18 protein-coding genes, 1 tRNA gene and 1 pseudogene are annotated in these 21460 nt (G+C 50.3%); 16 read left to right on the forward strand and 4 right to left on the reverse strand.

The window, feature by feature from the left end:
* Positions 1 to 23: 23 nt before the first annotated feature.
* The 10 genes and pseudogenes from SH580_RS21525 to SH580_RS22280 form a co-directional block, all read left to right on the forward strand.
* The gene (locus tag SH580_RS21525; protein ID WP_319832867.1) at positions 24 to 1760 is read left to right on the forward strand and encodes a sodium:solute symporter family transporter; all 1737 of its coding nucleotides are present in this window, start codon (positions 24 to 26) and stop codon (positions 1758 to 1760) included.
* Positions 1761 to 1940: 180 nt separating this feature from the next.
* On the forward strand, positions 1941 to 2198 hold the full coding sequence (locus SH580_RS21530; protein ID WP_319832868.1) for a hypothetical protein: 258 nt from the start codon (positions 1941 to 1943) through the stop codon (positions 2196 to 2198).
* A gap of 61 nt (positions 2199 to 2259) precedes the next feature.
* Positions 2260 to 4101, forward strand: a complete 1842-nt coding sequence (locus SH580_RS21535) for an alpha-L-fucosidase (protein ID WP_319832869.1) — start codon at positions 2260 to 2262, stop codon at positions 4099 to 4101.
* Positions 4102 to 4267: 166 nt separating this feature from the next.
* A complete protein-coding gene (locus SH580_RS21540; RefSeq protein ID WP_319832870.1) occupies positions 4268 to 4411 on the forward strand; it encodes a hypothetical protein in 144 nt (47 codons plus the stop codon).
* Between the two features lie 48 nt (positions 4412 to 4459).
* Entirely contained in the window at positions 4460 to 4741 is a 282-nt protein-coding gene (locus SH580_RS21545) for a hypothetical protein (RefSeq protein ID WP_319832871.1), read from the forward strand.
* An 80-nt stretch (positions 4742 to 4821) separates the two neighbouring features.
* Entirely contained in the window at positions 4822 to 5634 is an 813-nt protein-coding gene (locus SH580_RS21550) for an alpha-L-fucosidase (protein WP_319832872.1), read from the forward strand.
* Between the two features lie 12 nt (positions 5635 to 5646).
* On the forward strand, positions 5647 to 5940 hold the full coding sequence (locus SH580_RS21555) for a hypothetical protein (protein WP_319832873.1): 294 nt from the start codon (positions 5647 to 5649) through the stop codon (positions 5938 to 5940).
* 30 nt (positions 5941 to 5970) lie between these two features.
* Positions 5971 to 6321, forward strand: coding sequence for a hypothetical protein (locus SH580_RS21560; protein ID WP_345786210.1), 351 nt, complete (start codon positions 5971 to 5973; stop codon positions 6319 to 6321).
* A 332-nt stretch (positions 6322 to 6653) separates the two neighbouring features.
* Positions 6654 to 7376, forward strand: a complete 723-nt coding sequence (locus SH580_RS21565) for a hypothetical protein (RefSeq protein ID WP_319832874.1) — start codon at positions 6654 to 6656, stop codon at positions 7374 to 7376.
* 12 nt (positions 7377 to 7388) lie between these two features.
* A pseudogene (locus tag SH580_RS22280) lies at positions 7389 to 7652 on the forward strand (integrase core domain-containing protein); the annotation flags it as partial.
* A gap of 477 nt (positions 7653 to 8129) precedes the next feature.
* On the opposite strand, the gene SH580_RS21570 reads toward SH580_RS22280, so the two are convergent.
* A tRNA-Met gene (locus tag SH580_RS21570) sits at positions 8130 to 8206 on the reverse strand.
* A gap of 174 nt (positions 8207 to 8380) precedes the next feature.
* Between SH580_RS21570 and SH580_RS21575 the strand changes: the two genes are divergently transcribed.
* The gene (locus tag SH580_RS21575) at positions 8381 to 9778 is read left to right on the forward strand and encodes a TonB-dependent receptor (protein WP_319832875.1); all 1398 of its coding nucleotides are present in this window, start codon (positions 8381 to 8383) and stop codon (positions 9776 to 9778) included.
* 11 nt (positions 9779 to 9789) lie between these two features.
* Positions 9790 to 10545 carry a spermine/spermidine synthase domain-containing protein gene (locus SH580_RS21580; protein ID WP_319832876.1) on the forward strand — a complete coding sequence of 252 codons (756 nt, stop codon included), beginning with the start codon at positions 9790 to 9792 and terminating at the stop codon, positions 10543 to 10545.
* On the opposite strand, the gene SH580_RS21585 is transcribed toward SH580_RS21580, so the two are convergent.
* From SH580_RS21585 to SH580_RS21595, 3 genes are all read right to left on the reverse strand, one after another.
* A complete protein-coding gene (locus SH580_RS21585; RefSeq protein ID WP_319832877.1) occupies positions 10537 to 12405 on the reverse strand; it encodes a polysaccharide biosynthesis protein in 1869 nt (622 codons plus the stop codon). The genes SH580_RS21580 and SH580_RS21585 overlap by 9 nt on opposite strands.
* A gap of 19 nt (positions 12406 to 12424) precedes the next feature.
* Positions 12425 to 13537, reverse strand: coding sequence for a DegT/DnrJ/EryC1/StrS family aminotransferase (locus tag SH580_RS21590; protein WP_319832878.1), 1113 nt, complete (start codon positions 13535 to 13537; stop codon positions 12425 to 12427).
* Positions 13538 to 13690: 153 nt separating this feature from the next.
* Positions 13691 to 15493 carry a phosphoenolpyruvate carboxykinase (GTP) gene (locus SH580_RS21595; protein ID WP_319832879.1) on the reverse strand — a complete coding sequence of 601 codons (1803 nt, stop codon included), beginning with the start codon at positions 15491 to 15493 and terminating at the stop codon, positions 13691 to 13693.
* Positions 15494 to 15685: 192 nt separating this feature from the next.
* Here SH580_RS21595 and SH580_RS21600 point away from each other — a divergent pair, with 192 nt between their 5' ends.
* The 4 genes from SH580_RS21600 (at position 15686) to SH580_RS21615 (ending at position 21452) form a co-directional block, all read left to right on the forward strand.
* Positions 15686 to 17764 (forward strand): DNA gyrase/topoisomerase IV subunit A, encoded by a 2079-nt coding sequence (locus tag SH580_RS21600; protein WP_319832880.1) that lies wholly within the window; start codon positions 15686 to 15688, stop codon positions 17762 to 17764.
* 151 nt (positions 17765 to 17915) lie between these two features.
* Complete coding sequence (locus tag SH580_RS21605) at positions 17916 to 18740, forward strand: hypothetical protein (protein ID WP_319832881.1); 825 nt, start codon at positions 17916 to 17918, stop codon at positions 18738 to 18740.
* 187 nt (positions 18741 to 18927) lie between these two features.
* The gene (locus SH580_RS21610; protein ID WP_319832882.1) at positions 18928 to 20076 is read left to right on the forward strand and encodes an efflux RND transporter periplasmic adaptor subunit; all 1149 of its coding nucleotides are present in this window, start codon (positions 18928 to 18930) and stop codon (positions 20074 to 20076) included.
* Positions 20073 to 21452 carry an efflux RND transporter permease subunit gene (locus SH580_RS21615; RefSeq protein ID WP_319832883.1) on the forward strand — a complete coding sequence of 460 codons (1380 nt, stop codon included), beginning with the start codon at positions 20073 to 20075 and terminating at the stop codon, positions 21450 to 21452. The genes SH580_RS21610 and SH580_RS21615 overlap by 4 nt, the downstream gene beginning before the upstream one ends.
* The last annotated feature ends 8 nt before the right edge of the window (positions 21453 to 21460 follow it).

A 21460-nucleotide genomic window follows, 5' to 3' on the forward strand; every position in this document is an offset into this window, starting at 1 on the left:
ATTACCATATCTTAAGAAACCTTATGAACATACTTGAAGTGATACTTTTTATTGGTGCCGTAGTGGGCGTCATCGCAATTGGAATTTGGAAGAGTCGTGACGAGGATACCTCTGGCGAGCAAGGGGCGTCCGATTATTTCCTAGCGGGCCGTGGACTCACTTGGTGGTTAGTCGGTTTTTCATTGATCGCTGCTAATATCTCGACTGAGCAGTTTGTTGGTATGTCAGGTTCGTCTGCGAACTGGCTGGGGATGGCGATTGCTTCGTATGAGTGGATGGCTGCGGTGACCTTGGTCTTCGTGGCATTCTGGTTTTTGCCCAAGTTTTTGAAGGCGGGGCTCTACACGATTCCTGAATTCTTACAGTATCGATTTGATGGTGTCGCACGCTTGTCGATGGCGATTCCAGCGATTGTGACTTTGGTCTTTGTCACCACATCTTCGGTTATTTTTTCCGGAGCGAAATTTGTTTCTGAATATTATAATACGGTTCCAGTCCTCAATAGTTTGACGGCCATGTGTTGGTTGATCGCGATTTTCGCGGCGGTTTATGTGTTTGTCGGAGGTTTGAAGGCCTGTGCGTGGACGGATCTCGTCTGGGGCTCTGCGCTGATTGTTGGTGGAGCGATTGTGATGTATATGGCGTTCTCTGTCCTGTCCGAAAAGCCTGCTGAAGAATTGATTCTAACAAAGGTGGCGAATTCGACTGCAACTGTTGCTGATTTAGAAACTGCGAGCGCTTGGGAGCGCTTTATGTTGCTGAACGATGGTGTTGAGGGGGAAGCCGTCGCACTCGAAGGGCCAAACGGGACGGGGGGCAAGGTGCACATGGTGCGCCCTAAGACCGACTCCGATATCCCATGGACGGCGTTGCTGATTGGTCTTTGGATTCCGAATTTCTTTTATTGGGGCCTCAATCAATATATCGTGCAACGCACGCTGGGCTCTAAATCACTCGCAGAGGGGCAGAAGGGGATCGTGTTTGCCGCGGCCTTAAAGCTTCTGATTCCCTTCTTGGTCGTGATTCCCGGGATACTCGCTTACAACTTGTTCAGCGGTGATCTTTTGAATGCGGCAACGGGGGAATATGATTATGACCGTGCCTTCCCTGTGTTGGTTCGAAACCTGATCAAGCCTTACCCTATGATCTCTTGGTTTGTCTTGGCAGCACTGTGTGGTGCGGTGATCAGCTCGTTGGCATCGATGCTGAACTCTGCTTCGACGATTGCGACAATGGATTTATACGCGAAATTTTCGGGAGAAAAGAATCCCGCTAAATTGGTTAAAATAGGCCGTGGTTTTGTGGTGATCTTCGTGTTGCTCGCTGCATTGGTTGCGCCGGCGTTGGATAACTTTACGAGTATCTTCGCTTACATCCAAGAGTTCCAAGGTTTCATTTCTCCCGGGATTCTAGCGGTGTTTATCTTTGGTTTCTTTTCGCCCCGCACGCCGCGCTATTTTGGTGCAGTAGGCATCGGTTTGAATGTGATTTCCTATGGGGCTTTCAAATGGTTAATCGGCCCGTGGATCGTTACCAATGGCTGGTGGTATGCCGAGCAAATTGCTTTCCTTGATCGTATGGCGATCTGCTTCTTCATTGTGCTCTTGGCAGGTGTGATATTAACACTCGTCAAACCGATGGAAAAGCCAGTCGAGATGCCAGTGAACGATGTCATTGTGCTGGAGTCTTCCAAGGGGGCTCAAATTTGTGGTGCACTCGTGGTGGTCGCAACCATCGCACTCTATGCGATCTTCTGGTAAGTTCTCTTTTCCGATGTATTGAATCTATTTTGCTCCATCCTATAACAGGTAAAGAACAGGTTTATTCCGGTATGGGGATGCTGGATCGCAACTTCTACTACTAACCTTAGGGGATTTTGTGTTAGTAAATATTCTTTATCTATGGGATGGGGCATCCTGATTCATTCTAGACATCACGAAATGACACCTTTTTCTGATTTAGTTGCCGGATTTATCAAGAAACTGAAAGCGATGAAGGAAGTGGACGGCACTTCGCTATTGGATAATTCCCTTGTCGCCTATGGCACTCTGACTGGTTTGACTACAGACGGCTTTGGCAATTTGGAGATCACGGTTACAAGAAGTAACCACGCCACCATGGCTGGGCTTACTTTGACTGCCGTCCCTGAGCAGCCGTCCTCTTACGCACTGCGCGCTGGATGTTTCGGGCTTCTGTGATGCTTCGTCGTCGGTAGGGACGGAATTAATCGTAGCGCTTAATTAGCTAATAAGTATTATTATGAAAAAAACACTTACACTGATACTAGTCCTAACCCTTGGGGCACAGGGCTTCTTGTCCGCTGTTCCAGATCCCATGGAAGCGTCTGCGCGTGCCAAAGCAGACCGTCCGTGGTTCGCCCAATTCATGGCGGGCGAACCCGAGGTTGCTGGTTTTTCGGGCGAATCTGAAGCTGCCCGCCTCAAGCGTGTGCAACCGTGGAAGGATGCACGCTTTGGATTGTTTCTGCACTGGGGGCCACAAGGCGGTGGGGGTGAATTTAAGTTGAAAGGTGACTTGTTGAGTCAATTCAACCCCATCGAGTTCGATGCGGAGGAGTGGGTGCTTACCGCCAAGGAGCTGGGCTTTCAGTATATAGTGATCACCACGAAACACCATGCAGGCTTCTGTATGTTTGATTCAAAATACACGGACCAAGATATCATTGATGCGACACCCTTTGGTCGTGATCCGATGAAGGAATTGGCGGATGCGTGTGCCAAATACGATATGCTTCTGGGCTTCTATTATTCGGTTTGGGACATTGCACATCCTGCATATACCAAGGATATTGGTAGCTCCGATTATGCGGAGTATCATCAATACATGATCGATCAGACTACGGAATTGCTTACGAATTATGGTCCGATTGTGACGTTATGGATGGACGGCGAGTGGGTGAATACTTGGTCCTATGAGCGCGCTTCAGAATACCGTGATCTTGTTCGAGACTTACAGCCTAATATTTTGTTTGTAGATCGTATTGGGCAGCGACGTCGCGGTGATGGCGATTACAGCTCGTCTGAAAATTTCGTCCCATACATTGGCGATAACATTGATGATCGCTTATGGGAAAGTTGCATTCGGTTTGACGGAAAGTGGTTCTGGGCAGGTAAGGATACTTCGCAGTCTTTGGATTGGGCGCTACGCAACTTGGTGGATGCCGTGTCGCGTGGTGGTAATTTGTTAATGAATATGGGGCCAACGCCTGAAGGTTTGTTACCGCCCCAAAGTGTTGCAAAGCTCAAACCGTTGGGTGAGTGGTTGAAGCAATATGGCGAAGCCGTTTATGCAACTGAGCGTGGCCCACATTATTTGTTGGACTGGGGGAATTGCACTCGTCGTGGAAATACCCTCTATTACTTCATCGCTGACTGGCCTAGTGATGGGCAGCTATTGATTCCCGGTTTGGACACAAAGATCAAGACGATGTCATATCTCGGCGATTTCGCCGGCTCGCACGTGTCCTTCAAGCTATCAGACGGAGCTGTGGCTGTCACTGTGCCGAATGCCCCAGTGGATTCATTGATGAGTGTTCTTAAGGTAGAACTCGATGGTGCGCCGGTTGTGGACAATGCTCTACGTCCATTGACCGCTCCACTACGTCCGCAGCAAGGTAATGCCAAAATGAAGGTGGGGGACTACTTTCTTTCATCCGCATTTGCTAAAATCCATGGCGATGACCTTCATTTTTCGCTGGGCGCCGGAGCGGGTGGTCAGCGCGAAAATCTGAAAGGCTGGACCAATCCATCCGATTGGGCTGAATGGGAAATCGTTGTCGATCAGCCAGGTTCCTATGACTTGAAAGTCAATTACAGCAGTTGGATGTCGAGCGGAAAATTCGTGATCGAGGTGAATGGACAGTCCTTTGAACAGGAGGTCGCACCAACCTTGAAAGGCAAGCTCAAAGGTCGACAGAGTCCGTTTGCGGCCGCATTCAAATTGGACAACATGGGGCAAGTTGAATTCGACCAGCCTGGGCGTTACACCGTTACTGTGAAAGCGCTTGAAATAACGCCCAAGGCGAGTGAATACGATCTGGGATTGATGTTGCTACGCGAGATCGTGCTAAGTCAGCGTTAACACTGTATAGAGGTGTTTGATACGCTTATTGTAAACATCGCCTGTTCTGTGCTAATTATCAGTAGATTTGTCGCAGTCGGTGAGAAGCTATTTGGAAGGCTGAAGGTCATGCATCCATAGCGCTTTCCCAAAAAAAGCGCGGGAAGGCAAATTCATAGAATTAGAAATGATGAAAACTAAAATACAATTGTTACTATGGTGCCTTGAAGTCAAAATGACGGATACGACTGCCATCGAGCAGTTCCCGGACTTTGATGGTTTGGTGGTGCGTATTGGTGAGACCCATTTGAATGATGCGCTTTATTACTAGGGGCATATTAATGATAAATCGAATCCGGAAAAGACCATCACTCCGCTGATGCAAATAATGCGTAAGGAGATCTGCGTGAAGCGTGACAAGCAGTTGATCTTTCGCTCCTGGCGTGCCTTTGATGTTCAAGCGAAGCACTACCAAGAGGTCAGTGATGCGGTGGAGTCACATCCGAATCTCGTGATCAGCATCAAGCATAATGATGCTGCATGGAAGGCCTATTCACAACTGCCCGAGCAATATCCTTCGACCGTATCGCTCTATATCAAGGATTATGGGAAAACGGTGAAGGATTCAGCAGACAAGCATGTAAATAGTTTGCGGAGCTAGTCACAAAACTCAAAATAACTGATCTCACTACCTCAGCAATCGTTCTGAATGACGCTTTTATAAATCAAAGAAATTGTAGCATGTTTAAATTCAATGTCCCCGTCTATCGAAGTGGTTTCGGCCTTACTTTGTTTGCTTCTGCTTTTTGTGTCGCCTCATTTTTGAGTGCTGAAGGGGATCTAGCCGAAGACCCCTTTGAATTGGCACAGGCGCAGCAGCATGCGGGCGATGGGCAGAAGCATTGGGAGGGCAAGAGCCCGGAGGAGCTCCGTTCTTGGGCGAAGGAACACTTGCATCATAAACTGACTGCGAAGCGGGTGATTGATGCCGAGGATCATCCGGAGTGGGCGTGGTTCCGTAAGTCAGGCTTGGGACTCTTTCTGCATTGGGGGCCTACCAGCGCCAACCCAGATACGGGCGATGCCTGGGCGATGGTTTGGTCGGAACAAAAAGCGAAGACTGGCCGTTTCATGCAAAAGCCCGAGGAGATGTTTGCCGTCGCGGAGACGTGGAACCCCGAGAATTACAACCCGCAAAAATGGTTGGCCGCAGCAAGCAAGGCAGGTTTTGGCTACTCAGTGTTGACCACGCGTCACCATGATGGCTACGCGCTGTGGCCGAGCGACTACGGCACTTGGGATACCGGCGACCTGATGGGCGGACGTGATTTAGTCAAAGACTACGGCGATGCTTCGCGCGCAAACGACATGAAGGTCGGATTCTACTATTCGGGCCCCAATTGGCACTACGACTATAAGAATCGAGAATTTATGCATCCTGCGAAGAAGGACTACCAGATCAACTACAAGCATGAGCGGGTGGGGAAGACTCCCAAGCTTACGCCCTTGATAGCGACCTCGGGACTCGAGGAGAATGCAGAGTCGATCGGGTAGGTGAATGAGTTGATGACAAAGTATGGTCAGATCGATGTGATTTGGTGGGATGGCAGCGTCTCGGTGAGCGAGGAAGAGCTGCAACCGCTGCAGCCGAATATCTTTGTCGCACGTGGCAATATCGCGACCCCTGAGGGGGAGCACCAAGGTTCGAGCAACAATGTCAAAGTTACCAACGAGGCCGGCTGGTGGTGGGAATCTTGCCAGAAGTCGGAGAAGTCCTTCACGCCCAACTGGCACTACGGCATCGAGTGTGAAACGAATCACTGGGATACCAACACTTTGCTGACAGAACTCATTCGCTGACGTTCGCTGGGTGGTAATCTGTTGGTCAATGTGCCGCCTCGCGGAGACGGTGAAATGATGGATTGGTTCTATGAGGTGTGTGATGAAATGGCGGCTTGGATGGCGCATTCCCGCGAAGCCACCTATGATGTCGATCAAGACGTTCCCTTGCCGACTCTGGATAAAACACAGAATTATACCACCAAGCGCGGGAATATCTACTACTCGTTGCCGAACGAAGATCGTGTGATCTTCATTTCGGATGTGACGGAGCCCAAATCCGTGACACTGCTGCGAACCGGTGAGCCGATAGATTTTGATTATCGTGAGCAGGCACTGCATCTGGTGTTGCCAAAGTCGATGGAAACTAAGCTACCGGATCTGGTGAAAATCGTCTTTTAAAATTGAAAAGGTCGGGAAGTTGAACCCGCTGTAGTTGAACTTGCGATAGAATGGCTTCCTGGAACCTGCCCTGGCCCCTTCACTTATACGATCACTTCAATGTTGATGCGCCTTGACGGCCTTTTCTCAATTTCTGAACTTCGTGCGCTTGAATAAACAAGTCCAGATATTGTCTTCGAGTGTCGGCTTCGCCTCGGTATTAGTGGTTTTGGCGTGTTGGATCCGTCTTCGCTGAAGCTACGCCGAGACAAGTGAACCGTAAACAGCAGAAGGTGATCGCTACCGAGCGATAGCGACAAGCACAGCAATATCTTCTGGAGGAGAACCAAATCTTGAAACAGCAGTTCGAATCGACTGGTAAGAAGCTGCGTTTGGACAATCATCAGCGGCGTAATCTGGCGAAGCGAGGTAAGGCCATGGGGTGGGCTCAGTTGCAGAAATACGCGACTTTGGTTCGAGCGGAAACAATCCTCGGATGGCACCGGAAGTTAATAGCCCTCAAATATACGGGTAAGCGCGTGGTGAGAACTGATCGTCAGGAGTGTATGGAGGTGATCCGGGAGCCCTTTGTGAAATTAGCGGAGGAAAATATGGGCTGGGGCTATGGACGTATCCAAGGTGCTCTGTCAAATCTCGGCTACAAAGTGAGTATGACGACGGTTGGGAATATTCTCAGAGCTAAAGGCATCATTCCGTCGCCAGAGCGGGGTAAGCAATCGAATTGGAAGACCTTCGTGCGATCTCAAATGGATGTGATGTCCGTCGCAGATTTTTTCACGGTGGAAGTGTGGACTCTACGAGGGCTGGTTCGTTATTACGTATTCTTTGTAATGAACTTGGCGAAGCGTCAGGTTGAGATCGTTCACATCGGCTGCCAAGTCAATGGGGCGGTGATGTCGCAACTGGCCCGTAACATGACTGACAGTTATGATGGCTGCCTAAAGGCCGCTCGATTCTTCGTCTGCGATCACGATGCGCTCTACACCAAGGAGTTTCGTCAAATACTGACGAATGCCGGGGTAGAAGTTATCCAAACGAGGGTGGGGTGTCCGTAGCAAAACGGCTATGCCGAGAGTTTTGTATCAGCCATCAAGCGCGAGTGCATTGACCACATTATCTTCATTCGTGAGAAGTCGCTCCGCCGGGCTGTCGGGCAATATAATGAGCATTTTCACCAAGAGCGGAATCACCAAGGGCTCGATAATCTGATCCCTATTCCAAATAGTCCACAAGTGCAGTCTCAAAGTGGACTTATCGTAAAAAGTGAACGGCTAGGAGGGTTGCTGAACTACTATCATTATGAAGAACAGGAGGTGAAAGTAGCGGCGTAAAAATTGAACCAAATATTTCGGAAGCGGCACTCGAAGCTATCTTTTGGGAGCCTATTACGATCATCGGGTGATCGAAATGATCGTAATCGTGCAGGATTTTCCGGCCTTTTGGCTAAGTCCCGTGTAATCTAAGAGGCACGTTTTCAATAAAAGTGATCGTTCACGAAGTGCCGCATGCGACCAATGAAAATGGGCGAAACGCTCGGAATCCCTTTAATAAAGGGCGGCGGAGCTGTTAACCACTTAGCGCTTATTTCGAACAGTTCGACTTTCTACATGTGATTGGCCAGCCATTCTGCAAGTATTCCGATTTGTTTGGCTGCTCGAATAGCCAAACAAAAATGTTTGGCTATTGTTTGGCTGTTCATATCCGTTCAGGAGTGTTTATGACTGTTTTCGTGAAAATAACAGCCAAACATTAATGGAATCCATAAAACTGAAAAGCTCTCTAAGTCAGCGACTTAGAGAGCTTTTAAATGGGTGCAGGGCTAGGATTTGAACCTAGGACCTTCAGGTTATGAGCCTGACGAGCTACCGGGCTGCTCCACCCTGCAATAAAGTGTTAAATTCGTGTTTCGGAGCAGTTGAATCACGAAGGAAAGGCGGGACTAAATGTCGAACTGCGGACCTTGTAAAGGGTTTTCTTTCATTTTGTTTAAATATTTTTTTGGGACGAATTGAGATACGGTTTGCCATCCTTTCCGGGGGCTTTTACTGAATGCCTGCATATGGCGGAACGAAAGCAGTTGAGCACTTACGAGAAAGCATTGGCGATCAATTTGGATCCTTTACAATATGGGGTCTTCGCTGAAATTGGGGCAGGGCAGGAAACCGCGAATTGGTTTTTTCGTGTCTCAGGTAGCGCGGGCACGGTGGCTAAAACCATCTCGGCCTATGATATGACGATGAGTGATGCACTCTACGGCAAGGCGTCGCGCTATGTGTCGCAGGCGCGTCTGCACTCTATGCTGACTTATGAGTATGATTTGCTGGAGAAACGTCTGGGGGCGGATCGTGGTCAGGACACGACTTTCTTCTCTTTTTGTAATACGGTGCGTGCGCGTGGCTATAAGGATAATGGGGAATGTCATGGTTGGCTGGGGGTGCGCTTTCAATTGAAGCCTGAGACGGAGCCTTGCGAGATTGTGATCCATGTGCGTTTGTTGGATGAAAAGAATCCGGATCAAATGGATGCGTTGGGGAAGGTCGGTGTGAATTTGATACATGCGGCTTTTTATCATCGGGATAGTTTGAGTGAGTTTGTCGAATCATTGGCGGATGGCGTGGCTAAGGATAGCGTTGAAGTGGATATGCTTCGCTTCTCGGGCGAGGGCTTCCGCTATGTGGACAATCGTCTGTGTGCCTTGCAGTTGGTGCAAAGTGGTCTGACCGATGCGGCGATGTTTAATGAGAAGGGGGAGATTGTTCCCGCGGCGGATACGTTGTATAAACGGCCGATCCTTTTGTTGCGTGGTAGTTTCAGTCCTGTGTTGAAGTTGCATTTGGATATGATACAGCAGTCTCGTGAGGCTTTTTCCAAGGTGATGAGTGAGCAGGAGAAATCGCGTGCGCTGGAGATCTGCGAAATTAGTATGAATAACCTGCTGCGTGATGGGGGCGCGGTCGATCATGAGGATTTCTTGGACCGTGCGGACGCCTTGCAAGCGCTGGGGAAGACGGTCTTAATTAGTCGAAGCGCGGAGTTTCATCGTATTGCGACCTACTTGAGTCGCTATACGGCTGAACCGATTGCGATTATTTTGAGCATTGGTTTGCTGAATGAATTATTTAAGGAGAAATGGGCCGCGAACTTGGCGGGTGGGGTCTTGGAGTCGTTTGGACGACTTTTTAAGAATCGGGTGCAGTTGTTTGTGTATCCATGGCACAATTCTCGCAGTATGGAGTTGGTCACTGCGGAGAATTTTAAGGCGCCTAAGAATTGGCAGTATTTCTACCGACACTTAATGCAGAATGATCGTATTGTTCCGATCGGTGTCGGGGATCCGAGTTTATTGGCGAATACGGGGCGGACGATTATTAAGAAGATCGAGTCGAATGATGCGACTTGGCGCGATTGGGTACCTGAAGAGGCCTATGGCATGGTGGAACGTAAACTGAAACGTTAAATTCGTTCGATATGGCTATTCTCTGGCAGCAAGTGATCGATGGAAATCACTATGAGGTGCGTTCGGCGGGGGCTTCGATTCGCTTATATCGTAATGGGGTGAATCACTCGCAATGGAACCCAAACCGTCCCTTATCGGGTTCGATCTGGGATTTGATTACATTGCCCGCACTGCATCGCCCGGCCGGGAGTCTCCAGGATGTGCTGGTGTTGGGCTTTGGTGCTGGAACGGTGGGGCGGCAAATCCGTGAACTGGTGCAGCCGAAACGTGTTGTGGGGGTGGAGTTAGATCCGATTCATCTTTCGATTGCGGATGGTTTCTTTGAATGTTCGGAGGGCTGTGATTTAATCGCTGGCGATGCTGTGGAATGGGTGCATGAAGGGGGCGAGGAGGCGGTCTATGATGTGATTATAGATGATCTCTACGCTGAGCAGGATGGTATTCCTGTGCGTTGTGTGCCTATGGATGTTGAGTGGTGTGAGGCGCTCGTTACTCTACTTAAGCCTGGTGGCATTTTGATCTTTAATATGATCGAGCCTGAGAAGATTCAGCATATGCCGCTGTTTCAATCGTCTAGGTTGAGAGAGTTATACTCAGAAACGGTGATGTACCGTATTGATGGATACGAGAACCGGGTAATCGCATTCAGCGACCAAGCCTTTGATTTCGCATGTCTAGAGACTCATCTCAAAAGTATCTATAAGCGATATCCGGCCTGCCGAGGAGTGCGTGGCCGGTATATCCTGGAGACAGTTCCTTCAGACTGAGGGTGTGTATTCGGGGACGTACTTTTGAATCGCTTGTTTGATCTCGCGAACGTCAGATCTCTGCATGACAGCTTCTAATTCTGAACAGAGCTGTTCGATGTCGAAAGTTGTATTTTGAGGTGCGACAAAGCGCATGACGCGTGCATGGCGTGTTGCCTTTAATTCTTCGCTGAGGTGCTGAACTTCCTCGTAGAGTTTTTCGCCGGGTTGTAGCCCGATGAATTCTATATCGATGTCGGTGTTTTCACGTAAGCCGCTTAAAGCGATCATTTGGCGTGCGACATCGATGATTTTAACAGATTCCCCCATATCCAGAACAAAAATTTCTCCACCAGAGCCTTGTGTGGCAGACTGGAGTCCTAAGCCGACGGCTTCTTCAACTGTCATGAAGAAGCGAGTGACATCTGGGTCGGTGACGGTGATGGGCCCACCTGCGGCGATTTGTTTGCGGAAAATGGGAATGACGCTGCCGGAAGATCCTAGCACGTTGCCAAAGCGAACCGCCATGAACTTAGTCTGATTGCCGGAGGCTGATTGTTGCGCCCCTAGAGCAAGTTCGGCGAGTCGTTTGCTGACTCCCATGACACTGGTTGGGTTAATTGCTTTGTCAGATGAGATTAAGATGAGGCGTTCGACGGAATGTTGGCTGGCGATACGCGCCAATTGTTTGGTGGCTATGAAATTATTGTGCAGAGCCTCGACAGGCTGGTCTTCCATCAGATTGACGTGCTTATGGGCTGCCGCGTGGAAAATGACTTCGGGGCGATGTTGGTTAAATATATGGACTAACTGGGCCTCATTGAGGATGTCGATTACCCGTGTTATGATCTTAGTTGTAGGTGCTGCCGCGGATTTGAGGACATTTTGCTGTAGGTCGAAGATGGCGATTTCCGCTTGGTCGATACAGAGTAATTCGGCGGGGGCATAGCTTAAAATTTGCGCTACGAGTTCGCTGCCAATACTACCACCGGCACCAGTGACTAAGACGCGTTTGCCCGCTAGCATGTTACGGATGTCGTCAGAGTTCAGGTCGACGGTGTCGCGGCCGAGCAAATCTTCTAGTTGAATTGGCCGCAATTGCGAGAGCTCGGCACGTCCACTGACTAGATCGGTGAGTGCGGGGACCGTGTCTACCGCGAGTCCAGCATTACGCGCGAGTTCGGCGACTTGGCGCATACGTTTGACTGAGGCTGATGGGAATGCGATTACAGCCTTCGTCGCGCTGTAAAGCTTGGCTACAGTAGAAATTTCGTCGACAGTGTCGGCTACGAGCACTCCATGCACATAACGACCGACTTTCTTGAGGTCGTCGTCAAGAAATGCGACCGGCCGCATGCCGAGGCGGGTCTTATTCATCAGGTCGGAGCAGAGTCCTGCACCAATTTCTCCGGCGCCGATGATGATGACATTCTCGGCGCTGTCCATTGTGAGCCAATCTTCAATGCCACGGCTGGATTTCACTCGCATTAACACACGAAAAGAGGCAAACGCTAGAAAGCTAATCAAGAAGTAGGTGAGGATGACGGCGCGTGGTGGTACGTTCTGTCCTTTGTAAATATACCACATCGAAATCAAGATCAGAGCATTGGCAAAGAGGCCGCTAAAGAGTCTAAGAGCGTCAGGTAGGCGGAAGTAAGATAAGATCGAGTTGAACTGACCACTGGCGATCAATAACATGAGTTGAAGGCCCACGACCCAAGTTAGGGTATTGATACGATCCACGCCGTGATTTTCGGGTACATTGAAATCGAAGCGTAATTCATAGGCCGCCCAATAACTAGCGAGCGAAATTATTGAGTAAAATAATATGAGCGCCAGGGACCTTAAATTTAAATACCGAACTAATCTATTGCGACTCATGATTGAGAAATCTCCTTTTCTAGAGCCATTCGTATCGTATCGTATCGATCACCAATTGTCGTTGATCGTCGCTCATGTTGGAGCCACTCGGCAGGCATAGCCCGCGGTCAAAGAGCTGTGTTGCCAATGCCCCACCGAAGCACTTCGCATTCTGAAAAATTGGTTGTAAGTGGAGTGGTTTCCAAAGTGGGCGAGCTTCTATGTCGGCCTGTGCCAGAGCTGCGAGTATACTGTCGCGCGAACTTCCGCTGATCACCGGGTCCACTGTGAGGCAAGTCAGCCAGTAGTTGGCTGCATTGGTTTCGGCTATGGGCATGAAGTCAATGCCGGGTATATTACCGAGTGCACGCTGGTAGGCATCGAAGTGTGCTTTGCGTGTGGTGATGCGGCGATCCAGGTCAGTTAACTGGCTATTGCCGAGGCCCGCCAGTAGATTGCTCATGCGGTAGTTGTAGCCAATCGCTTTGTGTTCATAATGCGCGACAGGTTCTCGGGCTTGAGTTGCCAAGTAGCGTGCGCGTTCGATCTGATCGCGCTCATTGGCAAGCAGCATGCCACCACCTGAGGTTGTTATGATCTTGTTCCCATTAAATGAGAAGAAGGAAAATGTGCCCATTGAACCTGCCGGGCGTCCGCGATAGCTCGCGCCCAGGGCTTCGGCGGCATCTTCTATCACTGGCACTTCATATCGGGCGCAGAGTTCCAGAATGTGATCCATCTCCGCGCATTGACCATATAAGTGAACAACGATTACAGCTTTAATATTGTCGTGCGTCTTTAGAGCTTCTTCCAGTAGCTCGGGGTCCATGTTCCAGGTGCGTCGTTCGCTGTCGATAAAGATAGGCTCTGCTCCGAGATAGCAGATCGGATTCGCACTTGCAGCAAAAGTGAGGGTGGGACAAACCACTGCATCGCCGCTGTTGATGCCTAGGATCTGAAGCGCCAAGTGTAGTGCAGCGGTGCCAGAATTGAGGGCAACGGCGTACTTACGCTGTGCGCGTGTTGCGACAGCTGCTTCGAAAGCATCTAATGCGGGCCCTACTGGAGCCACCCAGTTTGAGGTTAACACGGCATCAACACTCGCGTGGTCGCGGGCGCTTATGTCTGGGGGGGATAGATAGATGCTAGGCATGATTTGGTGCATGCTCAACGATCAGACCGAGCTTTTCCAACTTTAATTTTCGTCAATTTTGCGCACGTCAAGCAAACTGGCAGATTTCAGGACTTAGACTGGAATCTGTCAGAGACGAGGCCCTATGCTCGGGCGGGAGCGGTGTGAAGGGCGCTATAGTCGGGAAATTAGCATTTCCCGTTGAAAGATCATTTCTTTTGGCAAGTGCTCGTGCAACTTTAGGAAGAGTTCCTCATGCGTTAAAGTTTGCATGCGTAAGCGCTCGCGGTCGATGTGCATGAGCTTTTCGAAGTCTTCTTCGCTCATATCCAGTCCACGCCAGTCAATGTCGCTATAGCGTGGCATCCAACCAATGGGCGTTTCTTTCGCGCCGGCACGGCCTGTGGCGCGTTCGACGATCCAACGGAGTGGTCGCATGTTGTCGCTAAAGCCTGGCCAGAGGAATTTACCTTCGTCATCTTTGCGGAACCAGTTGACGTTAAAAATGCGTGGGGTTTCGGCCAGGTTGCGTTGCATCTTGATCCAGTGGCGAAAGTAATCGCCCATGTGATAGCCGCAGAAGGGGAGCATCGCCATCGGGTCGCGGCGGACCTTACCCAAGGTTCCTTCCGCGGCAGCGGTCATTTCTGATCCGGTGGTAGCGCCGAGGTAAACGCCGTGGCCCCAGTTAAAGGCTTGGGAGACTAGGGGCACATCGCTCATGCGACGCCCTCCAAAGACCATGGCATGTATGCGAACACCTTCGGGCTTTTCCCAGTCGGGGTCGATGACCGGGCAGTTGGCCGCTGGTGCGGTAAAGCGGCTGTTGGGATGCGCTGAGGGAGTATCGCTTTCCGGGGTCCAATCGTTGCCCTTCCAGTCGATCAGGTGCGCGGGAGTCTCTTTTGTCATGCCTTCCCACCAGACATCGCCATCGTCTGTGAGCGCGACATTGGTAAAGATGGTATCTTTGGAGCAGGAGGTCATTGCGCTCGGGTTGGTGTCGAAGGAAGTACCGGGAGCAACCCCGAAGAAACCTGCTTCGGGGTTGATTGCGTAGAGGCAACCGTCGGGGCCGGGCTTTATCCACGCGATATCGTCGCCGACGCAGGTAACTTTGTAGCCCTCCATTTCCTTCGGTGGGATCACCATGGCAAAATTTGTTTTACCGCAGGCGCTGGGGAAGGCGGCTGTCACGTAAGTCTTGGTTCCGTCGGGCTCTTCGACCCCGAGAATGAGCATATGCTCGGCCATCCAACCTTCGTCGCGAGCCAGGGTGGATGCGATACGCAGTGCCAGGCATTTTTTGCCTAAGAGTGCATTGCCTCCATAGCCGGAACCGTAGGAGACGATCGTGCGCTCTTCGGGGAAATGCACGATATGTGTGTCTTCAGGGTTACAGGGCCAGGGCACATCCACATCACCCTCTTCGAGGGGGCAACCGACTGAATGCAGGCAGGGGACGAAAAATCCATCGGTGCCGAGCACGTCGAGCACGGGAGTGCCGATACGCGTCATGATGCGCATGTTGACGACCACGTAGGGTGAATCAGTGATTTCGACTCCGATCTTCGAGATCGGTCCCCCCACCGGGCCCATGCTGAAGGGGATCACATACATGGTGCGGCCATGCATGCAGCCATTAAACAATTGCTTCAGTTTACGTCGCATTTCGCGCGGGTCTTCCCAGTTGTTGGTTGGACCGGCTCCATCTTTATTTTGGGAGCAGATAAATGTCTTTGACTCGACGCGTGCGACGTCGCGTGGGTCAGAGCGGAACAGGTAGCTATTGGGGCGTTTCGCTTCGTTGAGTTTTATGCATGTGTTCTTTTCGACCATCATCGAAAAGAGGCTGTCCGCTTCTTGTTGGGAGCCGTCGCACCAGTGAATGGACTCAGGTTCGCAGAGGGTGACCATCTTTTCGACCCATTTGAGAAGTGCTTTATGTGAGGTGGAGGAGGGTGTTTGATTAGACATGACTGCAACCTAGCACTGAACGAGCCAATGGTAAGGATAAAACACGATTGGTAAAAAATTATTCAACTTTCAAGTCACTGGAATGAGGCTGGCTAATTGCAGTTTTTTTGAGCTTCTTGATTGAGCCCCATAATGCAGCCTGTAAAGAAATCTACTTGAACACCGCTGCTGAAAACCTCTCACTCTGCAAATATGCCTCGTAAAAAGACGCCTAATACAGACAACTTTGACCTTGAATTCGACCAGCCTTCTGAGCCCGTTGAGGCTGCGCCGATGACGACTGAAGACATTTTCGCGCTCAAGACCGACACCGGCCACGTGGACGAGATGTTTAGCGACTGGTTTCTTGATTACGCCAGCTATGTGATCTTGGAGCGAGCTGTGCCTCATGCCAATGACGGCCTCAAGCCGGTGCAACGCCGCATTCTGCACTCGATGCGTGAGCTGGAAGACGGTCGCTATAATAAGGTGGCCAACGTAATCGGTAACACCATGAAGTATCACCCGCACGGGGATGCATCGATCGGGGATGCCATGGTGCAACTGGGGCAAAAAGACTTGCTGATCGACATGCAGGGCAATTGGGGCAACACGCTGACCGGTGACTCGGCAGCAGCGGCTCGTTATATCGAAGCCCGACTGTCTAAATTTGCTTTGGATGTGGTTTTCAATCCGAAGACTACCAATTGGCTTGCTTCGTACGACGGTCGCAACAAAGAGCCAGACACCCTTCCGGTTAAATTCCCTCTGCTGCTGGCGCAAGGCGCTGAAGGAATCGCAGTCGGACTTTCTTGTAAGATTCTCCCTCACAATTTTATTGAGCTGTTGGATGGCTGTATTGCACTTTTGCGCAAGGAGACGCCCGAATTGGTGCCTGATTTTCCGACGGGTGGTATTGCCGACGTATCCGAGTATAACAATGGTAAGCGCGGTGGACGGGTCAAAGTGCGCGCTCGAATTGAGGCACGTAAGAAGAACTTATTGGCGATTACAGAGCTACCATTTGGTAAAACCACCACCAGTTTGATCGACTCCATTATTTCGGCCAATGAAAAGGGGAAAATCAAGATTCAACGGGTTGAAGATAACACTGCGGACGTAGTTGAGATTTTGGTTTACCTACCCGCGGGGTCGGACCCATTTGTCGTCGAGCAGGCGCTCTATGCATTTACCGACTGTGAATTGTCCGTATCGACTAATATTTGTGTGATCGAAAATGAGAAGCCGCATTTCTTTTCTGCAGCCGACCTCTTATACTTGGCGACTGAAAAGACCCGCAACTTGCTTAAGTTGGAGCTCGAAATCCAACTCAGCGAACTCGAAGAAAAATGGCATTTCAGCTCACTGGAGAAGATTTTTATTGAGAAACGCATCTATCGCCGAATCGAAGAGGAAGAAACTTGGGAAGCCGTCATTCACACCGTGGACGTCGGTCTGGAGCCTTATAAAAAACTCTTCAAACGTGAGATCACTCAGGACGACATTCTTCGCCTGTTGGAAATTAAGATTAAGCGTATTTCTAAATTCGATTCCTTCCGTGCCAATGAATTAATTAAAGGCCTGGAAGAGGACATCGAGACGACTCAGAAGAATCTCAACCATTTGACCAAGTATACCATCAAGTGGTTTTCCGAGCTGAAAAAGAAATACGGAGCGGGGCGCGAACGTAAGACGGAGTTGGCTTCATTCCAAAAGGTCGTTGCTCAAGACGTCGTGATCGCGAATGAGACACTGTACGTCGACAAGAAGGAAGGTTTTGCCGGTTACGGCATGAAAAAGGACGAAGCCGTATGCAAGTGCTCCAACCTAGACGACGTCATCGCGATCAACCAAGAGGGCAAGCTGATCGTCAGCAAGGTGAGTGAGAAAGCCTTTTTTGGTAAGAACCTCGTTCATATCGACATTTTTAACCGTGCCGACCCCAATTCTTTGACCTATTGTATGGTCTATCGAGACGGTAAGTCCGGCCCGACTTTGGCCAAGCACTTCACTACTGGCGGAGTCACGCGCGATCGGGAATACGATTTGACCAAAGGTAAGCCCGGCTCACGTGTGCTGTATATTTCCTGTTATCCAACAGAAGGTGGCGAGCCCGACGCGGTGAAGATTAACCTCAAGCCCGCGCCCAGACTGCGCAAGACCGAGGAGGAAGTCTTCTTCAAAGACCTAGCAGTGCGTGGTCGTTCTGCCGGCGGCAACATCATCACCAAGAATCCGGTTCGGAATGTTGTGCGCATGACGAAGGCCGCTCGCGAAGGAGCAGCTGGCTAGACAAGTTTTATGTCTAATATACAATTTCTCTTCATCGTCTCATCTTGACTTTTTGTAGAGTTCGTTCATTTTTGATAAAAATTTTACAATTTTTATCTTAGTGTAGTGAGCGGTCGTCTCGGGATTAAGAAGTTTTTGGTGCAAGGATTGTATGAAAAATAAAATTTGGTTCTCCGTTTTGACCTCTAGCGTTTGGGCAGCTACCACGGCTCTTGCTAGTATTTCCATGAATTTCACTAACTTTAATTTTACACCGATTACTGCTGCGACTGGTGGTTCGGGCAAAATTGTAGGTAGCCAATATAAAGCAACAAATGTTGCGAATCTAGGCGGAGCGGGGGGCGTGAATTCGATTGATGCGATATTTACGGTGACCGCTGCGAGTGTAAATAATTCCTCTCTGATTTACTTTGCGAATGAAGCCGGTCGTGGTGATGATGTGCGCTTACGCTTTAAAAAATTATCAGCGGCAAGTATCTGGGCTAAAGTTTCAATTTCATTTGTGCAGTCCGGCACTTTAACAGCTGTGAATGTGGCTTCAGTTACAGGTGACAACCTGCGTGTGCAATTCGACGATTTGGATAGCGATGTTGGTTCTAATCGTGCTGACTTTGCAGGGATGCAGACTAGCCAAACCACACAAACCGCTGTTAAGCAACTTGCTGAAATTACAGATTTAACAGTGAATTATTCTTTGATTTCCGGTTACACGGTAGGTGTATTACCTGGGCCGTTTACACCTTGGGGAAATGTGACTAGCACTGACCCTTATGATCAGTCGCCTGTCACGATTGGATTTAATACCATCGCTCCGGTGATTAATCTTGTGATGGGCGTGACGGGGACTGGGCAAGGTAATCGTCACATTGATATCGATATGACTCCAGATTTTGTGATGGTTCCTGAATCTTCTGCATTTGCTCTGCTGATTGGTGCCGCGGCTTTGGGGTTTGTCGCGTGCCGTCGCCGCCGGTAGTTTCGGGGAGCGTGTAAGGCCGCGTCTCCTGTTCCAGGGGCCGAGGCCACCAAGCCTTGACTGCTGACATCTGTCTCCTGACTACTTTTTTGTAATGTTGGTCAGTTTGAATGTTTTATTATTTGTTCAATTGCGTTGGGAATAAATTTTGTAGAAGTTCGTCCAATTCATTTTGATGCTACCTTCTATGATTTCTCATTACGTAATTCTAGTTATATTCTGCCTCAGCGTATTCCTGGCTGGTTGCGGTGATGGTGACGTGAGGGCTCGTCAGAGCACGCGTCCTGCCGCGCCCGTGGAAGTGGCTGCTATCGAGCAGGGCTCTATTCGTGAGCTGCGGGTCTTCAGCGGTGCTTTGGAGGCGAGTGCATCATTCCCGATTTCTCCTAAAGTCAGTGGTCTGATCGAGGAAATACATGTCGATATCGGTGACACAGTTCAACAAGGCATGGTCGTGGCCACCCTGGATGATGCGGAGTATCAACAAGCACTGACACAGGCTCAGGCAGACTTGTTGGTCGCGCAGGCCAATTTGATGGAGTCCGAAAGTCATTTGAAGATCGCGCAGCGTGCCATGGAGCGCTCGCGGGTGTTGCGCGAGCGCGGCGTGGCCTCGGAGGCGGAGTTTGACATCGTCCAGAGTGATCTATTGGCAGCTGAGGCGCGGTTGGAAGTGCAAAAGGCACAGATCCAGCGTGCGGAGTCGTCGGTGGAATCGGCCCGTATTCAATTAGGATATACTGAAGTGCGCGCACTTTGGTCGGGGGATGCTTCGGCGCGGGCGGTTGCGGAGCGATATGCTGACGAAGGCGAAACTCTCAATGCGCTATCGCCTTTGATACGTATCGTGGATGTCGATCCGCTGACTGGAGTCTTTTTTGTGTCGGAAAAGGATTATCCACAATTGTCGCTTGGTCAGACCGTCGACTTGGAAACGGATGCTTATCCGAACGAGACTTTTACAGCTTCTATCGAACGCATTGCGCCTGTCTTTCAAGTTAGCTCTCGTCAGGCACGTATCGAAATTACAGTTCCCAATGCAGACACCCGCTTGAAGCCTGGCATGTTTGTGCGTGCCAAGGTCGTGGTGCGGGAAGTCGAGCAGGCGCAGATTGTACCCGATGTTGCCTTGGTGACTCGTTCCGATACGCAAGGTATTTTCCTGGTTGATGAAGCAGGGCAGACCGCGCAATGGCGCCCGGTGGAAGTCGGTGTGCGCGAGGGAAACCGTGTGCAAGTGCTGGGAGAAAATCTAGCAGGTCATGTGATCGTGCTGGGGCAACAGTTGGTTGAGGACGGTTCACCTATTTCATTAGTATCGCATCCAGCTAAATGAATTTACCACGTCTCAGTGTCCGCCGCCCGATCTTTACGACGATGGTGGCTCTCATATTGATCGTATTAGGTGGGGTCTCGCTCAGTCGCATACAGATCGATCTATTGCCCAGTATTGAGCTGCCGACCGCATCGGTCCGCACCGAATACGAAGGTGCCAGCCCTGAGGTGATTGAGCGTTTGATTACGCAGATCATCGAGGAAATCGTTGCGACGGTGCCAGGTGTAGAGGAAATTACCTCTACCTCAGAAGAGGGGCGTAGTAACGTCGAAGTGACCTTTGTCTGGGGCACCGATCTCGACGCCGCAGCCATCGACTTGCGGGCTACAATCGAAGATGAGATTAGCGAACTTCCAGACGATATCGTTCGTCCACGCATCAGTAAATTTAGTATCAATAGTTTTCCGGTAGTATTGATCGGTGTTTCGAGTCCACTGGACCCGGTAGAATTGACTCAACTCATTGAAGACCGCATTCGCCACCGCTTTACGCAGATTCCGGGCGTTGCGCAAGTTGACTTCTGGGGAGGATTTCCACGTGAGGTGCGGGTTGAACTTTACCCAGAAAAAATCAATGCGCTCGGTCTGTCGCTAAATGAAATTTTGAGCACCCTGCGGGATGCCAATTTGGATTTGCCTGCCGGGCAGATTCAGGAAGGGCGCTATGAAGTGACACTGCGAGCGCCGGCACAATTTGAGAGTGTCGAACAGATCCGCGACACCGTGCTTACGGTGCGTGGTGGTGCTGCGGTGAAGGTGGGCGATGTCGCCGATGTGCGCGACACCTACGAAAAGCTCACCCGTATGATTCGTGTCAATGGCGAGCGAGGCGTGCGTATCGCGATCCGTAAACAATCGGCCGCGAACACGGTGGAGGTCTCGCGTCAAATTCTCGAAGAGATCGAACGGATCAATGAAGAGTTTCCACAGATCCATGTCGTGCCTGTAATCAATCAAGGCAATTTTATTGAGCGCTCGATCGAAAACGTTGCGCGCTCGGTGCTGTATGGTGGTGGCTTGGCGGTGTTGATCCTGTTATTCTTTTTGCGAAATATCCGAAGCACCCTGGTGATTGCAGTCTCGATCCCCATCTCTATTATCGCGACCTTTTCGCTGGTTTACTTTGGCGGCCTGACCATTAATTTAATGACGCTCGGAGGCTTAGCGCTCGGGGTCGGTATGATGGTGGACAGTTCTATCGTCGTATTGGAAAACATCTTTCGTCAGCGCGATGAGTTAAAGAAGAATCGAGTCGATGCCGCGGCCGAGGGCGCGTGGGAGGTGGCTCCAGCGATTGTGGCGAGCACAATCACGACACTGGTGATCTTTCTGCCCATTGTATTTGTACAGGGCGTGTTCGGGGCTATTATTCCGTGAATTAGCCT

The sequence above is a fragment of the Coraliomargarita algicola genome (assembly GCF_033878955.1).
Classification (GTDB): Bacteria; Verrucomicrobiota; Verrucomicrobiia; order Opitutales; family Coraliomargaritaceae; genus Thalassobacterium; species Thalassobacterium algicola.

Coding starts and splice junctions, on each gene's coding strand:
- SH580_RS21540 (WP_319832870.1), top strand. CDS start 4,268: ATGATGAAAACTAAAATACAATTGTTACTATGGTGCCTTGAAGTCAAA.
- SH580_RS21555 (WP_319832873.1), top strand. CDS start 5,647: ATGACAAAGTATGGTCAGATCGATGTGATTTGGTGGGATGGCAGCGTC.
- SH580_RS21550 (WP_319832872.1), top strand. CDS start 4,822: ATGTTTAAATTCAATGTCCCCGTCTATCGAAGTGGTTTCGGCCTTACT.
- SH580_RS21615 (WP_319832883.1), top strand. CDS start 20,073: ATGAATTTACCACGTCTCAGTGTCCGCCGCCCGATCTTTACGACGATG.
- SH580_RS21610 (WP_319832882.1), top strand. CDS start 18,928: ATGATTTCTCATTACGTAATTCTAGTTATATTCTGCCTCAGCGTATTC.
- SH580_RS21530 (WP_319832868.1), top strand. CDS start 1,941: ATGACACCTTTTTCTGATTTAGTTGCCGGATTTATCAAGAAACTGAAA.
- SH580_RS21525 (WP_319832867.1), top strand. CDS start 24: ATGAACATACTTGAAGTGATACTTTTTATTGGTGCCGTAGTGGGCGTC.
- SH580_RS21600 (WP_319832880.1), top strand. CDS start 15,686: ATGCCTCGTAAAAAGACGCCTAATACAGACAACTTTGACCTTGAATTC.
- SH580_RS21580 (WP_319832876.1), top strand. CDS start 9,790: ATGGCTATTCTCTGGCAGCAAGTGATCGATGGAAATCACTATGAGGTG.
- SH580_RS21575 (WP_319832875.1), top strand. CDS start 8,381: ATGGCGGAACGAAAGCAGTTGAGCACTTACGAGAAAGCATTGGCGATC.
- SH580_RS21545 (WP_319832871.1), top strand. CDS start 4,460: ATGCAAATAATGCGTAAGGAGATCTGCGTGAAGCGTGACAAGCAGTTG.
- SH580_RS21605 (WP_319832881.1), top strand. CDS start 17,916: ATGAAAAATAAAATTTGGTTCTCCGTTTTGACCTCTAGCGTTTGGGCA.
- SH580_RS21595 (WP_319832879.1), bottom strand. CDS start 15,493: ATGTCTAATCAAACACCCTCCTCCACCTCACATAAAGCACTTCTCAAA.
- SH580_RS21535 (WP_319832869.1), top strand. CDS start 2,260: ATGAAAAAAACACTTACACTGATACTAGTCCTAACCCTTGGGGCACAG.
- SH580_RS21585 (WP_319832877.1), bottom strand. CDS start 12,405: ATGAGTCGCAATAGATTAGTTCGGTATTTAAATTTAAGGTCCCTGGCG.
- SH580_RS21590 (WP_319832878.1), bottom strand. CDS start 13,537: ATGCCTAGCATCTATCTATCCCCCCCAGACATAAGCGCCCGCGACCAC.